The organism is Streptomyces sp. NPDC002680, from assembly GCF_042889145.1.
Classification (GTDB): Bacteria; Actinomycetota; Actinomycetes; order Streptomycetales; family Streptomycetaceae; genus Streptomyces; species Streptomyces adonidis.
This window is the reverse complement of sequence record NZ_JBIAQP010000013.1, coordinates 277,196-299,290: the sequence shown is the minus strand read 5'-3', so window position 1 is coordinate 299,290 and position 22,095 is coordinate 277,196. Positions and strand designations below refer to the sequence as shown.

Sequence of the window (22,095 nt, the reverse complement as noted above, 5' to 3'; positions counted from 1 at the left end):
CCCGGTGTCCGTGCACCCTCCGGCTCCTGTGCACCGTGGACTGTAGACGAAAGACAATTCATACTGGCGTCCTGGCTGCTCTGCCCGGCGCTGACCCAGGGGGACCGCGATGTTCTCGACGACAGGACTGCCGCAGGGGGCGGTACCGAAGCTCGAACGTCCCGGTCCGCTGCGTGACCGGGTGTACGAGGCGCTGCTGGAACTGATCACGACCCGTGCCCTGCAACCCGGTCAGCATCTGGTGGAGAGCGAACTCGCCGGGCACCTCGGGGTCTCACGGCAGCCGGTGCGCGAGGCACTCCAACGGCTCAACACGGACGGGTGGGTCGATCTGCGGCCCGCCCAGGGTGCCTTCGTGCACGAGCCGACGGAGGAGGAGGCGGACCAACTCCTCACCGTCCGCACGCTGTTGGAGGCCGAGGCCGCCCGGCTCGCCGCCACGGGCGCCGGTCGTGCCGGCGTCGAGGTGCTGGAGCAGCTGTGCGCCGAGGGCGAGCGGGCGGTGGCCGAGGACGACGTGGACGGTGCGGTCGCCATGAACGCCCGCTTCCACGCGAAGGTCATGGAGCTGGCCGGGAACACGGTTCTGGCGGAGTTGGCCGCGCAGGTCGATCGGCGGGTGCGCTGGTACTACACGCCGGTGGCCCGGCAGCGCGGCCGGCAGTCGTGGATCGAGCACCGTGAGCTGATCGCGGCGATCGCGGAGGGGGACGGGCAGCGGGCGACGGAGGTCATGCGGGCCCATACTGAACACACGCGCAAGACGTATCACGAGCGTCCGCGCGACTGAGCACTCTGCCGGGCTTCTGGCATCTGGGGCATCTGCCGATCTGAGGGATCCGCGGTAGCAGCGAGTAGTGTGCCGCATGCCCTACTGGCCGCCCAGCACCGCCTGAGTCTGCGTCGTCTGGCCCACCCGCCTGCCCTCGTCGTCGTACAGATCCGTCTGTACGACGACGAAGGACCGGCCCACATGCAGCGGCTGTGCCTCGGCCCGGACCTTGCCCGAGCGGACGCCACGGAAGAAGTTGGTCTTCGACTCGACCGTCGAAGTCCCCGCGCCCGGCGGCAGGTTGAGGAACGCGCACACCGCGCCGACGGTGTCCGCGAAGGCCATCAGCGCGCCCCCGTGCAGGGTGCCGCCCACTGTGCACAGCCGCTCGGACCAGGCCAGCACGCCTGTGGTGCGCTCGGCCCCGGCCTCCTCCAGCTCGATGCCCAGCTCCCCCGCGAAGGGCAGCGCGGCGAGGATCGTGGCGGCGAGTTCGACGGGGAGGGGGGCTTCGGGCCGAGTGGTCATGGCTGTCCTCTCGCGGTGACGGGTGCGGGCTTCGCCAGTGTGGTGTCGCGGGCGGGGCGGGGTCGATGACCCGCGAGGTAATGCGCCCGGCACCGGTCTGCGACCCCGCCTTTGTCCTCTCAGAGGAAAAAGTCGAGGGCAATCTGTGCGCAACTTCTTCCCAGCCCCGGCAGCCGCTGCTACGTTCCACTCGAAAGCCCGGCGAAGTGGCCGGAAAGCATGGCCGGTTGGTGCCTGACTAGGCGGGGAGGGGCTTGTGAGACGTATGACCGCGCGACCCGCGAACGCCCATCAGGCCCGGCTGCTACGGCTGTTGCGTGACGGTGGGCCCAACTCCCGGGCCCAGCTGGGGGATCAGGTCGACCTGTCCCGGTCCAAGCTGGCGGTGGAGGTGGACCGGCTCCTGGAGACGGGCCTGGTCGTGGCCGACGGACTCGCCGCCTCGCGCGGTGGCCGCCGCTCCCACAACATCCGGCTCGCCCCCGCCCTGCGTTTCCTCGGCGTCGACATCGGCGCGACCTCGATCGACGTCGCGGTCACCAACGCCGAACTGGAAGTGCTGGGGCACGTCAACCAGCCCATGGACGTGCGCGAGGGCCCGGTCGCGGTCTTCGAGCAAGTCCTGTCCATGGCGGCCAAGTTGAGGGCCTCCGGGCTCGCGGAGGGGTTCGACGGCGCCGGTATCGGCGTCCCGGGCCCGGTCCGCTTCCCCGAGGGCGTACCGGTCGCCCCGCCGATCATGCCCGGCTGGGACGGTTTCCCCGTAAGGGAGGCGCTCAGCCAGGAACTGGGCTGCCCGGTCATGGTCGACAACGACGTGAACCTGATGGCGATGGGGGAGCAGCACGCGGGCGTCGCCCGCTCCGTGGGCGACTTCCTCTGCGTCAAGATCGGCACCGGAATCGGCTGCGGAATCGTCGTCGGCGGTGAGGTCCACCGTGGGGTGACGGGGAGTGCCGGCGACATCGGGCACATCCAGGCGGTGCCCGACGGCCGCCCGTGCGCCTGCGGCAACCGGGGCTGCCTGGAAGCCCACTTCAGCGGCGCCGCGCTCGCCCGCGACGCCAAAGAGGCGGCCCAGCAAGGACTTTCGGCGGAACTCGCGGCCCGACTGGAGGCGAGCGGCGCCCTGAGCGCCGTCGACGTCGCCGCCGCAGCTGCCGCCGGGGACGCCACCTCGCTCGACCTGATCCGCGAGGGCGGCAACCGCACCGGCCAGGTCATCGCCGGCCTGGTCAGCTTCTTCAACCCCGGCCTGGTGGTGATCGGCGGGGGGGTGACCGGCCTCGGCCACACCCTGCTCGCCGCGATCCGCACCCAGGTCTACCGCCAGTCACTGCCACTGGCGACCGGCAACCTGCCCATTGTCCTGGGGGAGTTGGGCCCCACCGCCGGAGTCATCGGCGCGGCCCGGCTCATCAGCGACCACCTGTTCTCACCCGCGTAGCCACTCCGTACCTACGGCTCATCAGTCCGTATCCACGGCTCACCAGTACAGCGCCCCGCTCTGCCCTGCTCTAAAACGCCTGCCCAGCAGGCGACTTGCCCACCTTGGGATCTGCCCTGCAACCGGCCCGCACGCCCGCCAAGGGGAACCGTCATGGCACCAGAACCACCGCTGCTCAGCATGTCCGGCATCACCAAGTCGTTCCCCGGAGTCCGGGCCCTCGACGGCGTCGACCTCGACGTCCAGGCCGGTGAAGTGCACTGTCTGCTCGGCCAGAACGGTGCCGGGAAGTCCACGCTCATCAAGGTCCTGGCCGGCGCCCACCAGCCCGACGACGGCACCATCACCTGGCGCGGCGAGCCGGTCACCCTGCGCTCGCCCATCGCCGCCATGCGCCTCGGCATCGCCACCATCTACCAGGAACTCGACCTGGTGGAGCACCTGTCGGTCGCCGAGAACGTCCACCTGGGCCATGAACCCACGGCCGCCGGATTCGTCGTACGGGGGAAGGCGGCGAAGTCGTCGACTGCCGCTCTCCTCAAGCGACTCGGCCACCCGGAGGTCGATCCCGGGCGGCTGGTCGGGGAGTTGTCGGCGGCGCAGCAGCAGATCGTGTCGATGGCGCGGGCGCTCTCCCACGACGTACGGCTGATCGTCATGGACGAGCCGTCCGCCGCGCTCGACCCGGAGGAGGTCGACAACCTCTTCCGGATCGTCGGCGACCTGACCGCCGACGGGGTCGCCGTCGTCTACATCTCGCACCGGCTGGAGGAGATCCGCCGCATCGGCGACCGCGTCACCGTCCTCAAGGACGGCCGGGCGGTGGCGGGCGGACTCCCCGCGAAGTCCACACCGACCCGCGAGGTCGTCGCCCTGATGACGGGCCGCAACGTCGAGTACGTCTTCCCGGAGCGGCCGGCGACACCGCGGGACACGGTCGGCGCACCGGTCCTCGAAGTCCAAGGGCTGGCCAGGGAGGGCGAGTTCGCGCCCGTCGACCTCACCGTGCGTCCCGGCGAGATCGTCGGTCTCGCCGGACTGGTCGGATCCGGGCGCTCCGAGATCCTGGAGACGATCTACGGCGCCCGCAAGCCGTCAGCAGGTCAAGTCCTCGTCGACGGCAAGGCGTTGCGGCCCGGCAGTGTACGGGCGGCGGTGCGCGCCGGACTCGGCCTCGCCCCCGAGGAACGCAAGGCGCAGGCCCTGCTGATGCTGGAGTCCGTCACCCGCAATGTGTCGGTCTCCTCCATGTCCCGCTTCGCACGCGGGGGTTGGATCGACCGGGGCGCCGAACTCGGCGCCGCCCGCGCCGCCACCCGCGAACTGTCGCTGCGGCCCGACAACCCCTCCGTGCCCGTCCGGACCCTCTCCGGCGGCAACCAGCAGAAGGCGGTCCTCGCCCGCTGGCTGCTGCGCGGCTGCCGGGTCCTGCTGCTCGACGAACCGACCCGGGGCGTCGACGTCGGTGCCCGCGCCGAGCTGTACGCGGTGATCCGGCGCCTCGCCGACGAGGGCCTCGCCGTCCTGCTGGTCTCCAGCGAAGTGCCCGAGGTGCTCGGCCTCGCCGACCGGGTGCTCGTACTGCGCGAGGGCCGCGTCGTGCACACGGCACCGGCCCGCGAACTCGACGAACACCGCGTACTCGACCTCGTGATGGAAGGAGCCCCTGTGGCCAGCGCAAGCTCCGTGGCCGGCAGCTCTGCGGACGGTGAAAGGGGACCGGCATCATGACGCAGCCCGTCTCCCCGCCGCGCGACACCACCGACAAGATCCCGTCGACCGGTCAACCCCCGGCCTGGCGAGGCCTGTTGGCCCGCGCCGACGTCCGTACCCTCTCCCTCCTCGGCGTGCTCGCCGCACTGATCGTCGTCGGCGGCATCACCAAGCCCGACGAGTTCCTCGACACCCGCAACCTCCAACTCGTCCTCACCCAGGGCTCGGTGATCGGTGTCGTCACCGTCGGGATGACCTTCGTCATCATGTCGGGCGGCATCGACCTCTCGGTCGGCGCGATCGTCGCCCTCGCCTCGGTCTGGGCGACCACCGTCGCCACCCAGGAGTACGGCTTCGCGGGCATCCTCTTCACCGCGGTGCTCGTCGGCGTGGGCTGCGGCCTGGTCAACGGGCTGCTCATCGCGTACGGCGGGATGGTCCCGTTCATCGCCACGCTCGCCATGCTGGCCTCGGCGCGCGGACTCGCCCTCCAGATCACGGACGGCAAGACCCAGATCGTCACGATCGACAGCGTCCTGGACCTCGGCGAGCGCGACGCGTACATCCTCGGTGTCCCGCCACTGGTGCTGGTCTTCGCGGTCGTGACGATCATCGGCTGGCTGATCCTGAACCGCACCACCTTCGGCCGCCGCACGGTCGCCGTCGGCGGCAACGCGGAGGCGGCCCGCCTGGCCGGCATCGACGTACGCCGCCAGCGCCTCTACCTCTATCTGCTCTCCGGACTGTGCTGCGGGATCGCCGCCTTCCTGCTGATCATCCTGTCCGGCTCCGGCCAGAACACCAACGGCAACCTGTACGAGCTGGACGCCATCGCCGCCGCGATCATCGGCGGCACCCTGCTCAGCGGGGGTCGCGGCACCATCGTCGGCTCCGTCCTGGGCGTCCTGATCTTCACCACGATCACCAACATCTTCGCCCTGAACAACCTGCAGAGCGACGTACAGCAGATCGCCAAGGGCGCGATCATCGTCGCCGCCGTGCTCGTCCAGCGCCGTACCGCAAGCACGACCTGAGGGAAGGGTTCACCGCCATGCCAGAGTCGACGCCTTTCACGAGCCGCAGAGGGCTGCTCTTCGGGACCGCCGCCGTCGGGGCGGGAGTCCTGCTCGCCGGTTGCACCAGCAACGAGTCCGACGACGAGCCCGCATCGAACGACCAGCCGGCCGCCGCCGACACTCCCGGCAAGGCCGTCACCATCGGCTTCGCCGGACCGCAGGCCGACCACGGCTGGCTCAACGCGATCAACGACAACGCGAAGAGCCGCGCCAAGAAGTACTCCGACGTGACCCTGGAGATCACCGAGGGCTCCAACGACACCGCCGCGCAGATCGGCCAGATCGAGACACTGATCAACAAGAAGGTCGACGTGCTGGTGATCCTGCCCGCCGACGGCAAGGCCCTCACCCAGGTCGGCCTGAAGGCGATGCGCGCCGGAATCCCGGTCGTCAACCTGGACCGGATCTTCAACACCCCGCAGGCGTACCGCTGTTGGATAGGCGGCGACAACTACGGCATGGGCCTCAACGCCGGTCACTACATCGGCGAGCAGCTCAAGGACGTGGACGACGCCAAGGTCATCGAACTCGCGGGCCTCGACAACCTGGAACTGACCCAGCAGCGCACCAAGGGCTTCGACGACGCCCTGAAGAACTACCCGAACGTCAAGAAGGTCGCCCGCCAGGCCGCCGAGTTCACGGTCGAGTCGGGCCAGGCCAAGATGGCCCAACTCCTCCAGGCCCAGCCCAAGTTCAACGCCCTGTGGAACCACGACGACGACCAGGGCGTGGGCGCGCTCCGCGCGATCGAACAGGCCGGCCGCGACGACTTCCTTATGGTCGGCGGCGCGGGCGCCCTCTCCGCCTTCCAGGCCATCAAGCAGGACAACGGCGTCCTGAAGGCGACGGTGCTCTACCCACCCACGATGGCCGCCTCGGCCATCGACCTGGCCCGAGCCCTGGGCCAGACCAAGGGGGTGAGCGGCCTCGCCGAATTCGAGATCCCGTCGTCGATCACGCTCTACTCGGCGGTCGTCGACAAGACCAACGTCGACCAGTACATGCCGACGGGCTTCAAGTAGAGGAACCGGGTCAGGGGGCTGGGGGCGACTTCCAGGGCTTGCGGTTCGGCCGCGCCCCCAAAGGGGCGCGGGGAACTGCGCGACCAGCCACAACGCACCCGCAGCCGACCTGCTGGACCAACCCCCCACCACCTGAGGAGGACATCCGCATGGCACAGCCGCAGGCAGACGCCGACAAGCCGGCACTGGGCATCGGCATGATCGGATACGCGTTCATGGGCGCAGCCCACTCCCAGGGCTGGCGCACCGTGGGCCGCGTCTTCGACCTGCCAACCCGCCCGGTGCTCGCCGCGATCTGCGGCCGTGACGCCGACGCCGTCAAAGCCGCGGCGGACCGCCACGGCTGGGCCGCGGCCGAGACCGACTGGCGCGCCCTGATCGCCCGGGACGACGTCGACGTCGTGGACATCTGCACCCCCGGCGACAGCCACGCGGAGATCGCCCTCGCCGCCCTCGCCGCAGGCAAACACGTCCTGTGCGAGAAGCCCCTCGCGAACTCGGTCGAGGAGGCCGAGGCGATGACGGCAGCGGCCGAAGAGGCCGAGGAGCGCGGCCAGTTGGCGATGGTCGGCTTCAACTACCGTCGCCTGCCCGCCACCGCGCTCGCCCGTTCCATGGTCGCCGAGGGCAGGCTCGGCAGCCTGCGGCACGTACGGGTGACGTACCTTCAGGACTGGCTGGTGGACCCGGAGTTCCCGCTCACCTGGCGGCTGCGCAAGGAGTCGGCGGGCTCGGGCGCCCTCGGCGACCTGGGCGCCCACATCGTCGACCTCGCCCAGTACCTCGCGGGCGAGGAGCTCGCCGGAGTCTCCGCCCTCACCGAAACCTTCGTACGGGAACGCCCGTTGCCCGGCGGCCCGACCAGCGGCCTCTCCGCCGCCGCGACCGCCGGCGTCGGGCAGGTCACCGTCGACGACGCGGCCGTGTTCACCGGCCGCTTCCCCTCGGGCGCCCTCGCCTCCTTCGAGGCCACCCGGTACGCGACGGGCCGCAAGAACGCCCTGCGCATCGAACTCAACGGCGAGCACGGCTCGTTGGCCTTCGACCTGGAGCGCCTGAACGAACTCGCCTACCACGACGGCACCGAACCCGGCACGCACGCGGGCTTCCGCCGCATCCTCGTCACCGAACCCGACCACCCCTACCTGGACGCCTGGTGGCCGCCGGGCCACGGCCTCGGCTACGAGCACAGCTTCGTCCACCAGGCCCGCGACCTCGTCCACGCCATCGCGACGGGCAGCCGGCCCCGGCCGTCCTTCGCGGACGGACTCCAGGTGCAACGCGTCCTCGCGGCGGTCGAGGAGAGCGCGGAGAAGAACTCCGTCTACACGCCCATCAAGGTCTCACCCACCATGGCCCCACCCACCACGGTCTCGCCCGTATCGGTCTGAGGAGGCTCGACGAGAATGCCGCGCGATTTCACTCTCTTCACCGGCCAGTGGGCCGACCTGCCCCTCGAAGAGGTCTGCCGCCTCGCCCGTGACTTCGGCTACGACGGACTCGAACTCGCCTGCTGGGGCGACCACTTCGAGGTCGACAAGGCCCTCGCGGACCCCTCCTACCTGGACGGCCGCCACCAACTCCTCGACAAGTACGGCCTCAAGTGCTGGGCGATCTCCAACCACCTGGTCGGCCAGGCCGTTTGCGACGCCATCATCGACGAACGCCACCAGGCGATCCTGCCCACGCGCATCTGGGGCGACGGCGAGGCGGAGGGCGTACGGCAGCGGGCGGCGGCCGAGATCGCCGACACCGCACGGGCCGCCGCCGCCTTCGGAGTCGACACCGTCATCGGGTTCACCGGCTCCGCGATCTGGCATCTGGTCGCGATGTTCCCGCCCGCCCCCGAGTCGATGATCGACCGCGGCTACCAGGACTTCGCCGACCGCTGGAACCCGATCCTGGACGTCTTCGACGCCCAGGGCGTGCGGTTCGCGCACGAGGTCCACCCGAGCGAGATCGCCTACGACTACTGGACAACCCAGCGCGCCCTGGAGGCGGTTGACCACCGGCCCGCGTTCGGCCTCAACTTCGACCCCTCGCACTTCGTGTGGCAGGACCTCGACCCGGTCGGCTTCCTCTGGGACTTCCGCGACCGGATCTACCACGTCGACTGCAAGGAGGCCCGCAAGCGGCTCGACGGCCGCAACGGCCGCCTCGGCTCCCACCTGCCCTGGGGCGACCCGCGCCGCGGCTGGGACTTCGTGTCGGCGGGCCACGGTGATGTCCCCTGGGAGGACGTCTTCCGGATGCTGCGTTCCATCGACTACCGGGGGCCCATCTCCGTGGAGTGGGAGGACGCCGGCATGGACCGGCTCCAGGGCGCCCCCGAGGCACTGGCGCACCTCAAGGCGTACGACTTCGAGCCGCCGTCGGCCTCGTTCGACGCGGCGTTCGGCAGCAACGACTGAGCCCTTCCTGAGTACTTCCCGAATGTTCCGGAGTACTTCCCGAATTGTTCCGGGGTGACGGCGCACCCCGGCGTATCGCACCCGCATGTACAACGAGCCCCATTCTGGAGGCATTCGTGCACGCGAAAGACGGCACCACCCGCACCGGCAGAACCGAGAGTCACAGACGACACCCCGGATTCCGCAGAGCGCTCGCCCTGTTCACGGGCGCCGTGCTCGCGGGAGCGTCACTGACACTGGCCGTCCCCCAGGCCGGCGCAGCCGTCGCCGACAAGGCGGCCCCTGTGGGAGCGGCCGCGGCCGAGGACTTCCAGCAGGTCACCCTCGCCAAGGGCGAACCGGAGGTCGGCGAGCCCATGTCGCTCGCCGTCCTCCCCGACCGCTCGGTCCTGCACACCTCGCGCGACGGCGAACTCCGTATCACCGACGCCGCCGGAAACACCCGGCTCGCAGGCAAGCTCGACGTCTACTCCCACGACGAGGAGGGCCTCCAAGGCATCGGCGTCGACCCGGAGTTCAGCACCAACCGCTTCATCTACCTGTACTACGCACCCCCGTTGAACACCCCGGCGGGCGACGCCCCCGAGACGGGCACCGCGGCCGACTTCGCGCCCTTCGACGGCGTCAACCGGCTCTCCCGGTTCGTCCTCAACGCCGACGGCACCCTGAACAACGCCAGCGAGACGAAGGTCCTCGACGTCCCGGCCTCACGCGGCCTGTGCTGCCATGTCGGCGGCGACATCGACTTCGACGCGGCGGGCAACCTGTATCTGTCGACGGGCGACGACACCAACCCCTTCCAGTCCGACGGGTTCACGCCCATCGACGAGCGCGCGGGCCGCAACCCGGCCTTCGACGCCCAGCGTTCGTCCGGCAACACCAACGACCTGCGCGGCAAGATCCTGCGCATCAAGGTCAACTCGGACGGCTCGTACGCCGTCCCGGCCGGCAACCTCTTCGCGCCCGGCACGGACAAGACGCGCCCCGAGATCTACGCGATGGGCTTCCGCAACCCCTTCCGCTTCAGCGTCGACAAGGCGACCGGCATCATCTACATCGGCGAGTACGGCCCCGACGCGGGCGCGGCCGACCCGAACCGAGGCCCCGCGGGCCAGGTCGAGTTCGCCCGCGTCACCGGCCCCGGCAACTTCGGCTGGCCGTACTGCACCGGCGCCAACGACGCCTACGTGGACTACGACTTCGCGACCGGCACCTCGGGCGCCAAGTTCGACTGCGCCGCCCCGAAGAACACCTCGCCCAACAACACCGGCCTCACCGACCTTCCCCCGGCGCAGGCCGCCTGGATCCCGTACAACGGCCCGTCCGTACCGGAGTTCGGCGACGGCTCCGAGTCCCCGATGGGCGGCCCGGTCTACCACTACGACGCCTCGCTCGACTCCCCGGTCAAGTTCCCGGAGGCCTACGACGGCGACTTCTTCGCCGGTGAGTTCGGCCGCCGCTGGATCAAGCGGATCAGCAGCGACGCCGACGGGACCGTCCAGTCCATCAACGACATTCCGTGGACCGGCACCCAGGTGATGGACATGGCCTTCGGTCCGGACGGCGCGCTGTACGTCCTCGACTACGGCATCTCGTGGTTCGGCGGCGACGAGCACTCCGCCCTGTACCGCATCGAGAACGCCACCGACGGCCACTCCCCGGTCGCGCAGGCCGCCGCCGACGTCACCTCCGGGCAGGCCCCGCTGAAGGTGAAGTTCTCCTCCGCCGGCTCCACCGACCAGGACGGCGACGCCCTCACGTACAGCTGGGACTTCGGCGACGGCGGTACGTCGACCTCGGCGAACCCCTCCCACAAGTACAAGAAGAACGGCACGTACACGGCGACGGTGACCGCCAAGGACACCACCGGCCGTACGGGCGGCGCGAGCGTCCAGGTCGTCGTCGGCAACACCGCGCCCAAGGTGGTCCTCCAACTCCCGCAGGACGGGCAGCTGTTCGCGTTCGGTGACGCGATCCCGTTCAAGGTGAAGGTCACCGACCGGGAGGACGGCCGGAGCATCGACTGCACCAAGGTCCAGGTCACCTTCATCCTCGGTCACGACAGCCACGGCCACCCGCAGACCTCGGCGAACGGCTGCTCCGGCACCATCCAGACCAGCGCCGACGGCGGCCACGACCCCAACGCCAACATCTTCGGGGTCTTCGACGCCCAGTACACCGACCTCGGAGGCGGCGGCCAGGCACCCCTGACCACCCACGACCAGAACGTCGTCCAGCCCACCCACCGCCAGGCCGAGCACTTCAACAACTCCTCGGGTACGGCGGTGAGTTCACGCGAGTCGGCCAACGGCGCCAAGACCGTCGGCGACATCGACAACGGCGACTGGATCGCCTTCACGCCGTACGTCCTGAGCAACGCCAAGTCGCTCACGGCACGCGTCGCCTCGGCGGGCGCGGGCGGCAAGCTGGAGATCCGCGCGGGTTCACCGACCGGCAAGGTGCTGGGCCGCACGACCGTACCGGCGACCGGCGGCTGGGACACCTACCAGGACGTCACCGCCACCCTGTCCCACGCCCCGCAGGGCACGACCACCTTCTACCTGGTCTTCAAGGGGGCGGCGAGCGGCGACCTGTACGAGGTGGACGACTTCCACTTCACCACTGGCTGAGGGGAGTGCGCCATGCGACCAACAGGCCGAATATCAACCGCTGTTGTGGGCACGGCACTGCTCCTCGGATGCGTGTCGACCCCGGCCGCCTCCACGTCCGCACCATCACGGCACGCCGACCGGGTGCTCGTCTTCTCCAAGACGGCCGCCTTCCGGCACGACTCCATCCCTGACGGCATCGCAGCGCTCAAGGAACTCGGCGCGAGTGCCGGCTTCCGGGTCGACGCGACGGAGGACGCGACCGCGTTCAACCCGGCGAACCTCCGCCGGTACGCGGCCGTCGTCTTCCTCTCGACGACCGGCGATGTCCTGACGGACCGTCAACAACGGTCCTTCGAAAGCTACATCCACCACGGCGGCGGCTATGTGGGCATCCACGCGGCGGCCGACACGGAGTACGACTGGCAGTTCTACGGTGGCCTCGTCGGCGCCTACTTCCAGGGGCACCCGGCGATCCAGCCGGCCCGAATGGAGGTCGAGGACCGCGCCCACCCGGCCACCTCGGCCCTGGGCGCGGACTGGAACCGTACCGACGAGTGGTACAACTACCGCTCCAATCCCCGCAGTTCGGTGCATGTCCTGGCCTCGCTCGACGAGTCCTCGTACACCGGCGGCACGATGAGCGGCGACCATCCGATCGCCTGGTGCCAGAACTACGCGGGCGGACGCTCCTTCTACACCGGCGTCGGCCACCTCCCGTCCGCGTACGCCGAACCCGCCCTCCGGCAGCACCTGTTGGGCGGACTGCGCTGGGCCACCGGCAAGGCCCAGGCGGACTGCCGCCCGGAGAACGGCTACCAGCCGCTCTTCGACGGCACCTCCCAGGCGGGATGGAGACAGGCGGGCCCGGGCACCTTCACCCTCTCCGACGACGGCACACTCACATCGTCGGGCGGCATGGGGATGCTCTGGTACGCCGACCGGAGCTTCGGCGCCTACTCGCTGAAGCTCGACTGGAAGGCCCACGGGGACGACAACTCCGGGGTGTTCGTGGGCTTCCCGCCCTCCGACGACCCCTGGTCGGCCGTTTCCCAGGGCTACGAGATCCAGATCGACGCCACCGACGCCCCCGACCGCACCACCGGGGCCGTGTACGGGTTCAAGTCCGCCGACGTGAGGAAGCGCGACCGTGCGCTGAACCCGCCGGGGGAGTGGAACACGTACGAGATCCGCGTGGAGGGCGAACGCCTCCGTGTCTGGCTCAACGGCGTGAAGATCAACGATTTCACCAACACCGATCCGGCCCGCAGCCTGCGGGACGGCCACATCGGCATCCAGAACCACGGAGCCGACGACCAGGTGTCCTTCCGTGACATCCGGATCAAGGAACTGCCCGTGATGCCCGTGAACACGCCGGCGACCCCGGCTTCCACGGACCACTGAGCGGCGGCGGGCGGGGGACGCCGGACTCCCGCCCGCCGTCTTCCACCCGGCCCGCCGCCGGGGCGCGTGAACGACAAGGAGGTCGCTGCCCATGTCCATGTCCACGTCGACGTCCCAACCTCGAACTCGTGTGGGGGTATGGCTGATCGGGGCCCGAGGCTCCGTCGCCACCACCGTCGTCGCGGGCTGCGCCGCCGTGACAGCAGGCCTGCACCGCCCCACGGGCATGGTCACCGAGACACCCCCGTTCACCGACTGCGGCCTCCCATCTCTGTCCGCCCTCGTCTTCGGCGGCCACGACACGGTGGACTGCCCACTCCCGAAACGCGCGGAGGCGCTGACGGCGGCAGGCGTCCTGCCGTACGGCCTCACCTCGGCCATCGCCGCCGAACTGGCCGCGGCGGACCGGGAGATCAGGCCCGGCGCCCCCACGCCGGGCGACCTGGACCGAACCCCTGACGACCTGGTGGCGGCCTTCGCCGCAGACATCCAGGACTTCGTACGACGCCACAACCTGACCCGCGCGGTGGTGGTGAACGTGGCCTCCACGGAGCCCACCCCGACCGGCACCGCACTCCCGCCCAGCTCGCTCTACGCGGCGGCGGCCCTGCGCGCGGGCTGCCCGTACGTCAACTTCACCCCGTCGACAGGCCTGCACCACCCGGAGCTGGCGAACGCGGCTGCGACCAGCGGCCTCCCCTACGCAGGCCGCGACGGCAAAACAGGCCAGACCCTGCTCAGGTCGGTCCTCGGCCCGATGTTCACGCAACGTGCCCTGGAGGTCCGCGCCTGGTCGGGCACCAACCTCCTCGGCGGCGGCGACGGGGCATCCCTCGCCGACCCCTCCGCGGCGGCGGCCAAGAACGCCGGCAAGGAACGCGTCCTCACCGACACCCTCGGCACGACACCGGAGGGCACGGTCCACATAGACGACGTCCCGTCCCTCGGCGACTGGAAAACCGCGTGGGACCACATAGCCTTCGACGGCTTCCTCGGCACCCGCATGATCCTCCAGACCACCTGGCAGGGCTGCGACTCGGCCCTGGCGGCCCCACTCGTCCTCGACTTGGCCCGCCTCACTGCCCGCGCCCACGAAACGGGCCTCTCCGGCCCCCTGAGCGAACTCGGCTTCTACTTCAAGGACCCGCTGGGCGACGGCCCGTCGGGGCTGGGGGAGCAGTACGCGGAGCTGGTGGGGTTCGCGGGGCGGTTGGGCGGTGGGGGAGGTGGGGCGGCGGTGCCGCCGGAGCTGGCGGGGCCGGCGGGGTCTGCTGAACCGGCCGAGCTGTCGGCATCAGCCGCGGCCGCCGGGGACGGGGAACGCCGGTGAACACGCGACCCGGCGGGACCCCCCGAGGCGGCGCCCAGGCCCGGGGCGCCCGGGCACGTGCCCGGGCCTACGCACCGTACGAGGCCTCCGACACCACCCCCCTCCGCTTCGGCTACGGAACCAACGGCCTCGCCGATCTCCGCCTCGACGACGCCCTCGGCCTCCTCGCCGACCTCGGCTACGACGGCGTCGGGCTGACCCTCGACCACATGCACCTCGACCCACTCGCCCCCGACCTCCCCGCCCGCACCCGCCGACTCGCCCGCCGCCTGAACACCCTCGGCCTGGGCGTCACCGTGGAGACCGGCGCCCGCTATGTACTCGACCCACGCCGCAAACACGGCCCCTCCCTCCTCGACCCCGACCCGGACGACCGCCGGCGACGCGTCGACCTCCTGCTCCGGGCCGTACGAGTCGCCGCGGACCTCGGCGCCCACGCCGTGCACTGCTTCAGTGGCATCACCCCCGCAGGCACGGACCAGGACACCGCCTGGCAGCGACTGACCGACGCCCTCGCCCCCGTCCTGGACGCGGCCACCGCAGCAGGCATCCCGCTCGCCGTCGAACCCGAACCCGGCCAACTCCTCGCCACCATCGCCGACTTCCACCACCTCCGCCACGCACTCGACGACCCCGAGGCCCTCGGCCTCACCCTCGACATCGGCCACTGCCAGTGCCTCGAACCACTCCCTCCCGCCGACTGCGTCCGCGCCGCCGCCCCCTGGCTGCGCCACGTCCAGATCGAGGACATGCGCCGCGGAGTCCACGAACACCTGCCCTTCGGTGACGGAGAGATCGACTTCCCGCCCGTACTGGCCGCACTGTCCGCCACCGGCTACCAGGGCCTGACCGTCGTGGAACTCCCCCGCCACTCCCACGCGGGCCCCCACTACGCCGAACACTCCCTCCGCTTCCTCCGCCGAACGGCGCTGAGCGCCCCGCCCCTGTCCGCCTCCTCCGCAGCCTCTGCTGAAGCCGCAGCGCCGACCACCACTGCGCCCCGGCCCGCTCAAGCCCGGCAGGCGGCCCGTCCACAGGCCGCCGTACTCCCACCAGCCGGTGCCGCCGCCCCTTTCGCCACTCCGGCCAAGCCCGCCGTCACCGCCGAAGGGAGCACCCCATGACCCAGCCCCACACCGGCCCTGGCACCTCCCTCGACGACCTCCACACCCACCTCACCGCCCACCTCCCCGAACCCGCCCGCGCCTGGCTCGCCCGTGCCCTGGACGAGGCAGCCGCCCGCTCCGGCACCCAAGGCCCCGTTTCCGCCTGGGAGTTGCGCCTCGCCGAAGCCGGTCGCCGCTGCGGCACCGACCACGTGGACGCCGTACGTGTCCTGATCCTGCACGCCGCCCAAGCAGGACCGGACGCCCTCACCCGCGTCTACCGGCAGGGCACCGCCGCCGAACGCCGAGCCGTCCTGCACGCCCTGCCCCACCTGGTCCCCGGCCCCGACGCCCTCCCTCTCGTCGAGGACGCCCTGCGCACCAACGACACCCGCCTGGTCGCCGCAGCCGTCGGCCCGTACGCCGCCCGGCACCTCGACACCCACAACTGGCGCCACGCCGTACTGAAGTGCCTGTTCACCGGCGTACCCGTCGACACCGTGGCCGACCTCCACCACCGGGCCCGTGCCGACACCGAACTCGCCCGCATGCTCGACGACTACGCCGCCGAACGCACCGCCGCCGGCCGCCCCGTCCCCGAGGACCTGCACCGAGTCCTGGCCCTGACGGCGGCCGAAGCCAAGGAGTCCTGATGCGCATCTTCGACCCCCACATCCACATGACGTCACGGACCACCGACGACTACCAGGCCATGCACACCGCAGGTGTCCGCGCCGTCGTCGAACCCTCCTTCTGGCTCGGCCAGCCCCGCACCTCGCCCGCCTCCTTCCTCGACTACTTCGACTCCCTCCTCGGCTGGGAACCCTTCCGCGCCGCCCAGTACGGCATCGCCCACCACTGCACGATCGCCCTCAACCCCAAGGAGGCGAACGACCCGCGCTGCGCCCCCGTCCTCGACGAATTGCCCCGCTATCTCGTCAAGGACCGCGTCGTCGCCGTCGGCGAGATCGGCTACGACTCGATGACCCCCGCCGAGGACACCGCCCTCACCGCCCAGCTCCAGCTCGCCGCCGACCACGAGCTGCCCGCGCTCGTCCACACCCCGCACCGCGACAAGCTCGCCGGTCTGCGCCGCACCCTCGACGCCGTACGGGAGTCCGCCCTGCCCCCGGAGCACGTCCTGCTCGACCATCTCAACGAGACCACCGTCAAGGAGGCCAAGGACGCCGGCTGCTGGCTCGGCTTCTCGGTCTATCCGGAGACCAAGATGGACGAGGAACGGATGGTCGCGATCCTCCGCGCCTACGGGCCCGAGCAGGTGCTGGTCAACTCCGCGGCCGACTGGGGCAGAAGCGACCCCCTCAAGACCCGCAAGGTCGGCGACCTGATGCTGGCGGAGGGCTTCACCGAGGACGACGTCGACCTCGTCCTGTGGCGCAACCCGGTCGCCTTCTACGGGCTCAGCGGCCGGCTGGACCTCGACGTCGACACGACCGACGCCACCCACGAGGGCAACTCCATCCTGCGCGGCGGGGAGTGACCGATGCGCTTCCGCCACCCCGACGGCTCCACCGTCCACCTCGCCTACTGCACCAACGTCCACCCCGCCGAAGCCCTCGACGGCGTCCTCACCCAGCTCCGCGACCACTGCGAACCCGTACGCCGCCGCCTCGGCCGCGACCGCCTCGGCATCGGACTCTGGCTTGCCAAGGACGCCGCCCACGCCCTGGTCACCGACCCCTCCACCCTGCGCGGCCTGCGCACCGAACTCGACCGGCGCGGCCTCGAAGTCGTCACCCTCAACGGCTTCCCGTACGAGGGCTTCGGCGCCGAGGAGGTCAAGTACCGTGTCTACAAGCCGGACTGGGCCGACCCCGAGCGGCTCGCCCACACCACCGACCTGGCCCGGGTCCTCGCCGGTCTCCTCCCCGACGACGTCACCGAGGGCAGCGTCTCCACCCTGCCGCTCGCCTGGCGCACCGCATACGACGGCGAGCGCGCGGCCACGGCCATGACCGCCCTGGGCACCCTCGCGGAACGCCTCGACGCCCTCGCCGAACTCACCGGCCGCTCCATCCGCGTCGGACTGGAACCGGAACCCGGCTGCACCGTCGAGACCACCGCCGACGCAATCGCCCCGCTCACCGCGATCGGCCACGACCGCATCGGCATCTGCGTCGACACCTGCCACCTCGCCACCTCCTTCGAGGATCCGCACACCGCCCTGGACGCGCTCACCGAAGCTCGCGTCCCCGTCGTCAAGTCCCAGCTCTCAGCCGCCCTGCACGCCGAACACCCCCATCTCCCCGAAGTCCGCGAGGCCCTCGCCGCCTTCGACGAACCCCGCTTCCTGCACCAGACCCGCACGGCCACCGCCGCCGGACTGCGCGGCACGGACGACCTGGGCGAGGCCCTCAAGGGCGACACCCTGCCCGACGCCTCCCCGTGGCGCGCCCACTTCCACGTCCCGCTCCACGCGGCCCCCGCCGCACCCCTCACCTCCACGCTCCCCGTCCTCAAGTCCGCCCTGACCCGGCTCGTCGGCGGCCCACACCCCCTCACCCGCCATCTGGAGGTCGAGACCTACACCTGGCAGGCCCTCCCGCCCGAACTACGGCCCCGCGCCCGCGCCCAGCTCGCCGACGGCATAGCCGCCGAACTCACCCTCGCCCGCGACCTGCTGACCGACCTGGGCCTGAAGGAGCTGCCATGAGCCCCGGCCCCGCCGGCGAAGACCCTGCCCGCACCGACCCCATCCCCCTCCTCGTCCTGGACGTCGTAGGCCTCACCCCCCGTCTCCTCGACCACATGCCCCGGCTCAAAGCCCTCGGCCAGTCCGGCTCCCGCGCCCCGCTGGGCACCGTCCTGCCCGCCGTCACCTGCGCCGCCCAGTCCACCTTCCTCACCGGCACCCACCCCTCCGAACACGGCATCGTCGGCAACGGCTGGTACTTCCGCGACCTCGGCGACGTACTCCTGTGGCGGCAGCACAACGGACTCGTCGCTGGCGACAAACTGTGGGACGCCGCCCGCCGCGCGCACCCCGGCTACACAGTCGCCAACATCTGCTGGTGGTACGCCATGGGCGCCGACACCGACATCACCGTCACCCCCCGTCCGATCTACTACTCCGACGGCCGCAAGGAACCCGACTGCTACACCCGGCCCCCGGCCCTGCACGACGAACTCACCGCCGAATTCGGCACGTTCCCCCTGTTCCACTTCTGGGGCCCCGGCGCCGACCTCACCTCCAGCCGCTGGATCATCGACGCGACCCGGCACATCCTGCGCACCCGCCGGCCCGACCTGGCCCTGTGCTACCTCCCCCATCTCGACTACGACCTGCAGCGCTACGGCCCCGACGACCCACGCTCCCTGAAGGCCGCCGCCGACCTCGACGCGGCCATGGCCCCGCTCCTGGACGACGCCCGGGCCGAAGGCCGGACCGTCGTCGCGCTCTCCGAGTACGGCATCACCCGCGTCGACCGGCCCGTCGACATCAACCGGGCCCTGCGACGCGCGGGACTGCTCGAAGTGCACACCCAGGACGGCATGGAGTACCTCGACCCGATGGCGTCACGCGCCTTCGCCGTCGCCGACCACCAGATCGCCCACGTCTACGTGCGGCGACCGGAGGATCTGGAGACCGTGAAGGAAGCGCTCGCCGATCTGCCCGGGATCGAGCAACTCCTCGACGACGAGGGCAAGAAGACCCACCATCTCGACCATCCACGCGCCGGCGAACTCGTCGCAGTGGCGGAGCCGGACGCCTGGTTCACGTACTACTACTGGCTCGACGACGCACACGCGCCCGACTTCGCACAGCTCGTCGAGATCCACCGCAAACCCGGATACGACCCGGTCGAACTCTTCATGGATCCGCGCGACCCCTACGTCAAGGTCAAGGCGGCGACCGCGCTGGCCCGCAAGAAACTCGGCCTGCGTTACCGCATGGCGGTCGTGCCCCTGGATCCCTCGCCTATTCGCGGCAGCCACGGCCGCCTTCCGGCGAGCGACGACGACGGTCCGCTCCTCATCTGCTCCACCCCCCGTGCCGTCGACGGCCGTATCGCGGCCACCGACGTGAAGTCACTCCTGCTCCAACTGGCCGGTCTCTCCTGACTGGTCACAAGTGAAGCACTCACCACTGACAACGCCCTCCGATCCCGAGGAGTTCCAGCAATGAGCCGCATCCAGCACACCGACCCCGAACTCGCCCACCGCCTCAGCAGACGGAACATGCTCGGCGTGGCCGCCGGGGCCACCGCAGCCGCGCTGCTCGGCGCTGCCGCAGCCCCCGCCGGCGCCGCCACCCAGACCGCGTCCGGCGGCGCGGGCCGGGGCCGTCCCGTCCTGCCGCCCGGCCGGCTCGGCATCCAGCTCTACAGCCTGCGCGACAAGGTCTCCACGCTCGGCTTCGCACCCGTCTTCGCCGAACTGAAGAAGTACGGCTACGACGAGGTCGAGTTCGCCGGATACACCCAGGGCTCGGCGGGGCCCATCACCCTCGCCCAGCTCAAGCGACTGGCCAGGAACAACGGCCTGAACCCGATCGGCAGCCACGTCGGCTACTACTCCAGCGACCCGAACGCCTACACCTTCGCCCAGAACCTGAACAAGGTCCTCGACGACGCCCAGGCCCTCGGCCTCAAGCACATAGGCACCGCCTCAGGTCCGTTCCGCTACGGCTCCACCGTCGACGCCTGGAAGCGGGCGGCGGAGGAGTTCAACACGTACGGCGCCGCGGCCAGGGCGCGCGGCATGAAGTTCTACCAGCACAACCACTCCGAGGAGTTCTCCTTCGCCACCGACAACCCCAAGGTCCGGCTGTACGACGTACTCCTTGCCGAGACCGACCCCAAGCTCGTGTACCTGGAGATGGACATCTTCTGGGCCTACTCCGGCCAGTTCCGGTTCTCCAAGCGTCCCGACGGCACACCCGCGCCGTTCGAGCCGCTGAACTACGTACTCAGGCAGCCCCACCGCTACCCGCTCTTCCATGTGAAGGACGGCGTCAGCGACCCGGGCAACCAGTACGGCTACCGCATGACCGACGTCGGCGACGGCGACATCGACTACCAGCGGTTCATCTCCGCCGTGACCCGGCTGCGCGGTGAGCGGCTGGCCCACCACTGGCAGGCCGAGCACGACAACCCGACCGAGTCCTTCACCTTCGCGCGCCGCTCCAGCGAGCACCTGCACTCGCTGCGCGAGAAGTGCTGACGGACGACACCGTGTGCACATGAGGAGGCCCTCCCGGGGTCGGCGGATTCCGGGAGGGCCTCCTCACGCGCGCGTGCCGTTCATCCCGCGGGCTGCGGCTCCGCGGTCCTGATGGCCGTGGTGTGCCCCGGCTGCCGCAGCAGCAGGGCGATCCCGGCCGCCACCATGGAGACGGCGCCGGCCAGGGCGTACGCCCCGTTGTACCCCCAGGCGGCGACCACCATGGAGCCGAGGCCGCCCCCGAACAGACCGCTGACCAGCTTTCCGCTGTACACCAGCCCGTAGTTGGAGGCGTTGTAGTTCTCCCCGAAGTAGTCCGGGGTGAGTGCCGCGAACAGCGGGTAGAACGCGCCGCCGCCGAAGCCGGAGAGGAAGGCGAAGAACAGGAACAGTGCCTCGCTCCTGACGTCGCCCGCCCAGATCACGCCGAACTGGGCGAGGCCCAGGACGACGATGACGAACACCAGGGTGGGTTTTCGGCCCCACTTGTCGGACAGCCAGCCCACGACACCGCGCCCGATGCCGTTGATGACCGCCATGACACCCATGGACGAGGCGGCCACCAATGGGCCGAAGCCCACCTCCTTGGCGAAGTCGACCTGGAAGGAGATCCCGAAGATCGACACGCCGGCGGTCAGCACGATGGAGACCCACATCAGGGGGAGCATGCCGGTCCTGATGGCCTCCTTGGGTGTGTACTGCCGCACCGCGGGAGGGTTCTTGGCGAGGCTGGTCGCGTTCTTCGCGTCGCCCGCGTACGTCAGTGGATCGATGTCCGCGGGCCACCAGTTCTTCGGGGGATCCTTGAAGAAGAAGGCGGACGCGAGGACGACGATCATGATGTAGCAGCCGATCAGGTCCAGGACCCGGTGGTAGTTCGCGGTGTCGAAGCCGTAGTTGAAGATGAAGATGAACGGCAGCGATCCGTACGCGAACCCACCGTTGACGAACCCGGTCCTGGCTCCCCGGCGCTCGGGGAACCACTTGCCGACCATGTTGATGCAGGTCGCGTAGACCAGTCCGGCGCCGATGCCCCCGACGACGCTGAAGCCCAGGATCGCCAGCCAGACGTTGCTCAGGTGCGACAGGGCGAGAAAGCCGATGGCGCACAGCCCCGAGCCGATGTACATGGCTCTACGGGCCGTGAGGACGCCCTTCTCCCGCAGCCAGCCCGCGGGGAAGGCGATGCCGGCCTGGAAGAAGACCCAGACGCTGAGGATCCAGAAGGTGTTGCTCTGCGTCCAGCCGTGCGCGTGGGACAGGGTGTCCTCCGCCGAGCCGTACGCGTATTCGAAGACACTGATGGCCATCATGGCGATCCACGGCAGGTACACCATGAGCTTGCGGGAGTGACCGAGGATGTCCCGGTCCGTCTCGCCGACGCGGTAGACGCGGCCTCGGGAGTCGGTGACTTCTCGGTAGGGACGGTGTGCGGCTTGTGAGTCGGACGACGAAGTGTTCGTCGCGAGGGGATCTGCCGTCATCTCAGGGTG

The 22,095-nt window shown here is 70.4% G+C and carries 18 protein-coding genes; 16 read left to right on the top strand and 2 right to left on the bottom strand.

The genetic code is table 11. The annotated features are described in order from the left end of the window. The first annotated feature begins 109 nt into the window (after positions 1-109). A complete protein-coding gene (locus ACFYXF_RS32405) occupies positions 110-790 on the top strand; it encodes a GntR family transcriptional regulator (RefSeq protein ID WP_389355023.1) in 681 nt (226 codons plus the stop codon). An 81-nt stretch (positions 791-871) separates the two neighbouring features. Here the strand turns inward: ACFYXF_RS32405 and ACFYXF_RS32400 are convergent, their stop codons facing one another. Beyond that, positions 872-1,300: a PaaI family thioesterase gene (locus ACFYXF_RS32400; RefSeq protein ID WP_389355021.1), complete on the bottom strand. Its 429-nt coding sequence runs from the start codon at positions 1,298-1,300 to the stop codon at positions 872-874. A 265-nt stretch (positions 1,301-1,565) separates the two neighbouring features. Here ACFYXF_RS32400 and ACFYXF_RS32395 point away from each other — a divergent pair, with 265 nt between their 5' ends. The 15 genes from ACFYXF_RS32395 (at position 1,566) to ACFYXF_RS32325 (ending at position 20,602) form a co-directional block, all read left to right on the top strand. Further along, on the top strand, positions 1,566-2,747 hold the full coding sequence (locus tag ACFYXF_RS32395; RefSeq protein WP_389355019.1) for an ROK family protein: 1,182 nt from the start codon (positions 1,566-1,568) through the stop codon (positions 2,745-2,747). Positions 2,748-2,900: 153 nt separating this feature from the next. Beyond that, on the top strand, positions 2,901-4,478 hold the full coding sequence (locus tag ACFYXF_RS32390) for a sugar ABC transporter ATP-binding protein (protein ID WP_389355018.1): 1,578 nt from the start codon (positions 2,901-2,903) through the stop codon (positions 4,476-4,478). Beyond that, positions 4,475-5,494 (top strand): ABC transporter permease, encoded by a 1,020-nt coding sequence (locus ACFYXF_RS32385; RefSeq protein WP_389355017.1) that lies wholly within the window; start codon positions 4,475-4,477, stop codon positions 5,492-5,494. Before ACFYXF_RS32390 ends, ACFYXF_RS32385 begins: the two co-directional genes overlap by 4 nt. Before the next feature lie 17 nt (positions 5,495-5,511). Continuing rightward, complete coding sequence (locus ACFYXF_RS32380) at positions 5,512-6,558, top strand: substrate-binding domain-containing protein (protein ID WP_389355015.1); 1,047 nt, start codon at positions 5,512-5,514, stop codon at positions 6,556-6,558. 149 nt (positions 6,559-6,707) lie between these two features. Next, positions 6,708-7,949, top strand: coding sequence for a Gfo/Idh/MocA family protein (locus tag ACFYXF_RS32375; RefSeq protein ID WP_389355013.1), 1,242 nt, complete (start codon positions 6,708-6,710; stop codon positions 7,947-7,949). Between the two features lie 15 nt (positions 7,950-7,964). Beyond that, entirely contained in the window at positions 7,965-8,969 is a 1,005-nt protein-coding gene (locus tag ACFYXF_RS32370) for a sugar phosphate isomerase/epimerase family protein (protein ID WP_389355011.1), read from the top strand. Between the two features lie 116 nt (positions 8,970-9,085). After that, positions 9,086-11,599: a PQQ-dependent sugar dehydrogenase gene (locus ACFYXF_RS32365; RefSeq protein ID WP_389355009.1), complete on the top strand. Its 2,514-nt coding sequence runs from the start codon at positions 9,086-9,088 to the stop codon at positions 11,597-11,599. Between the two features lie 12 nt (positions 11,600-11,611). After that, positions 11,612-12,982 (top strand): ThuA domain-containing protein, encoded by a 1,371-nt coding sequence (locus ACFYXF_RS32360; RefSeq protein ID WP_389355007.1) that lies wholly within the window; start codon positions 11,612-11,614, stop codon positions 12,980-12,982. A 97-nt stretch (positions 12,983-13,079) separates the two neighbouring features. Further along, positions 13,080-14,312: an inositol-3-phosphate synthase gene (locus ACFYXF_RS32355; protein ID WP_389355101.1), complete on the top strand. Its 1,233-nt coding sequence runs from the start codon at positions 13,080-13,082 to the stop codon at positions 14,310-14,312. Beyond that, on the top strand, positions 14,309-15,436 hold the full coding sequence (locus tag ACFYXF_RS32350; RefSeq protein WP_389355005.1) for a sugar phosphate isomerase/epimerase family protein: 1,128 nt from the start codon (positions 14,309-14,311) through the stop codon (positions 15,434-15,436). The genes ACFYXF_RS32355 and ACFYXF_RS32350 overlap by 4 nt, the downstream gene beginning before the upstream one ends. Continuing rightward, complete coding sequence (locus ACFYXF_RS32345; protein ID WP_389355003.1) at positions 15,433-16,071, top strand: EboA domain-containing protein; 639 nt, start codon at positions 15,433-15,435, stop codon at positions 16,069-16,071. The genes ACFYXF_RS32350 and ACFYXF_RS32345 overlap by 4 nt, the downstream gene beginning before the upstream one ends. Further along, positions 16,071-16,919, top strand: a complete 849-nt coding sequence (locus ACFYXF_RS32340; RefSeq protein WP_389355001.1) for a TatD family hydrolase — start codon at positions 16,071-16,073, stop codon at positions 16,917-16,919. The genes ACFYXF_RS32345 and ACFYXF_RS32340 overlap by 1 nt, the downstream gene beginning before the upstream one ends. A 3-nt stretch (positions 16,920-16,922) precedes the next feature. Further along, the gene (gene eboE / locus ACFYXF_RS32335) at positions 16,923-18,092 is read left to right on the top strand and encodes a metabolite traffic protein EboE (protein ID WP_389354999.1); all 1,170 of its coding nucleotides are present in this window, start codon (positions 16,923-16,925) and stop codon (positions 18,090-18,092) included. Beyond that, positions 18,089-19,501 (top strand): alkaline phosphatase family protein, encoded by a 1,413-nt coding sequence (locus tag ACFYXF_RS32330; protein WP_389354997.1) that lies wholly within the window; start codon positions 18,089-18,091, stop codon positions 19,499-19,501. Before eboE ends, ACFYXF_RS32330 begins: the two co-directional genes overlap by 4 nt. Before the next feature lie 60 nt (positions 19,502-19,561). Then, the gene (locus ACFYXF_RS32325) at positions 19,562-20,602 is read left to right on the top strand and encodes a sugar phosphate isomerase/epimerase family protein (protein ID WP_389354995.1); all 1,041 of its coding nucleotides are present in this window, start codon (positions 19,562-19,564) and stop codon (positions 20,600-20,602) included. A gap of 80 nt (positions 20,603-20,682) precedes the next feature. Here ACFYXF_RS32325 and ACFYXF_RS32320 read toward each other — a convergent pair whose 3' ends face one another. Beyond that, a complete protein-coding gene (locus ACFYXF_RS32320; RefSeq protein ID WP_389354993.1) occupies positions 20,683-22,086 on the bottom strand; it encodes an OFA family MFS transporter in 1,404 nt (467 codons plus the stop codon). Between the last annotated feature and the right edge of the window lie 9 nt (positions 22,087-22,095).

Bases quoted from the DNA above. Each gene is read 5' to 3' on its own strand.
- ACFYXF_RS32405 (WP_389355023.1), top strand. From the start codon at position 110: ATGTTCTCGACGACAGGACTGCCGCAGGGGGCGGTACCGAAGCTCGAA.
- ACFYXF_RS32400 (WP_389355021.1), bottom strand. From the start codon at position 1,300: ATGACCACTCGGCCCGAAGCCCCCCTCCCCGTCGAACTCGCCGCCACG.
- ACFYXF_RS32395 (WP_389355019.1), top strand. From the start codon at position 1,566: ATGACCGCGCGACCCGCGAACGCCCATCAGGCCCGGCTGCTACGGCTG.
- ACFYXF_RS32390 (WP_389355018.1), top strand. From the start codon at position 2,901: ATGGCACCAGAACCACCGCTGCTCAGCATGTCCGGCATCACCAAGTCG.
- ACFYXF_RS32385 (WP_389355017.1), top strand. From the start codon at position 4,475: ATGACGCAGCCCGTCTCCCCGCCGCGCGACACCACCGACAAGATCCCG.
- ACFYXF_RS32380 (WP_389355015.1), top strand. From the start codon at position 5,512: ATGCCAGAGTCGACGCCTTTCACGAGCCGCAGAGGGCTGCTCTTCGGG.
- ACFYXF_RS32375 (WP_389355013.1), top strand. From the start codon at position 6,708: ATGGCACAGCCGCAGGCAGACGCCGACAAGCCGGCACTGGGCATCGGC.
- ACFYXF_RS32370 (WP_389355011.1), top strand. From the start codon at position 7,965: ATGCCGCGCGATTTCACTCTCTTCACCGGCCAGTGGGCCGACCTGCCC.
- ACFYXF_RS32360 (WP_389355007.1), top strand. From the start codon at position 11,612: ATGCGACCAACAGGCCGAATATCAACCGCTGTTGTGGGCACGGCACTG.
- ACFYXF_RS32355 (WP_389355101.1), top strand. From the start codon at position 13,080: ATGTCCACGTCGACGTCCCAACCTCGAACTCGTGTGGGGGTATGGCTG.
- ACFYXF_RS32345 (WP_389355003.1), top strand. From the start codon at position 15,433: ATGACCCAGCCCCACACCGGCCCTGGCACCTCCCTCGACGACCTCCAC.
- ACFYXF_RS32340 (WP_389355001.1), top strand. From the start codon at position 16,071: ATGCGCATCTTCGACCCCCACATCCACATGACGTCACGGACCACCGAC.
- eboE (WP_389354999.1), top strand. From the start codon at position 16,923: ATGCGCTTCCGCCACCCCGACGGCTCCACCGTCCACCTCGCCTACTGC.
- ACFYXF_RS32330 (WP_389354997.1), top strand. From the start codon at position 18,089: ATGAGCCCCGGCCCCGCCGGCGAAGACCCTGCCCGCACCGACCCCATC.
- ACFYXF_RS32325 (WP_389354995.1), top strand. From the start codon at position 19,562: ATGAGCCGCATCCAGCACACCGACCCCGAACTCGCCCACCGCCTCAGC.
- ACFYXF_RS32320 (WP_389354993.1), bottom strand. From the start codon at position 22,086: ATGACGGCAGATCCCCTCGCGACGAACACTTCGTCGTCCGACTCACAA.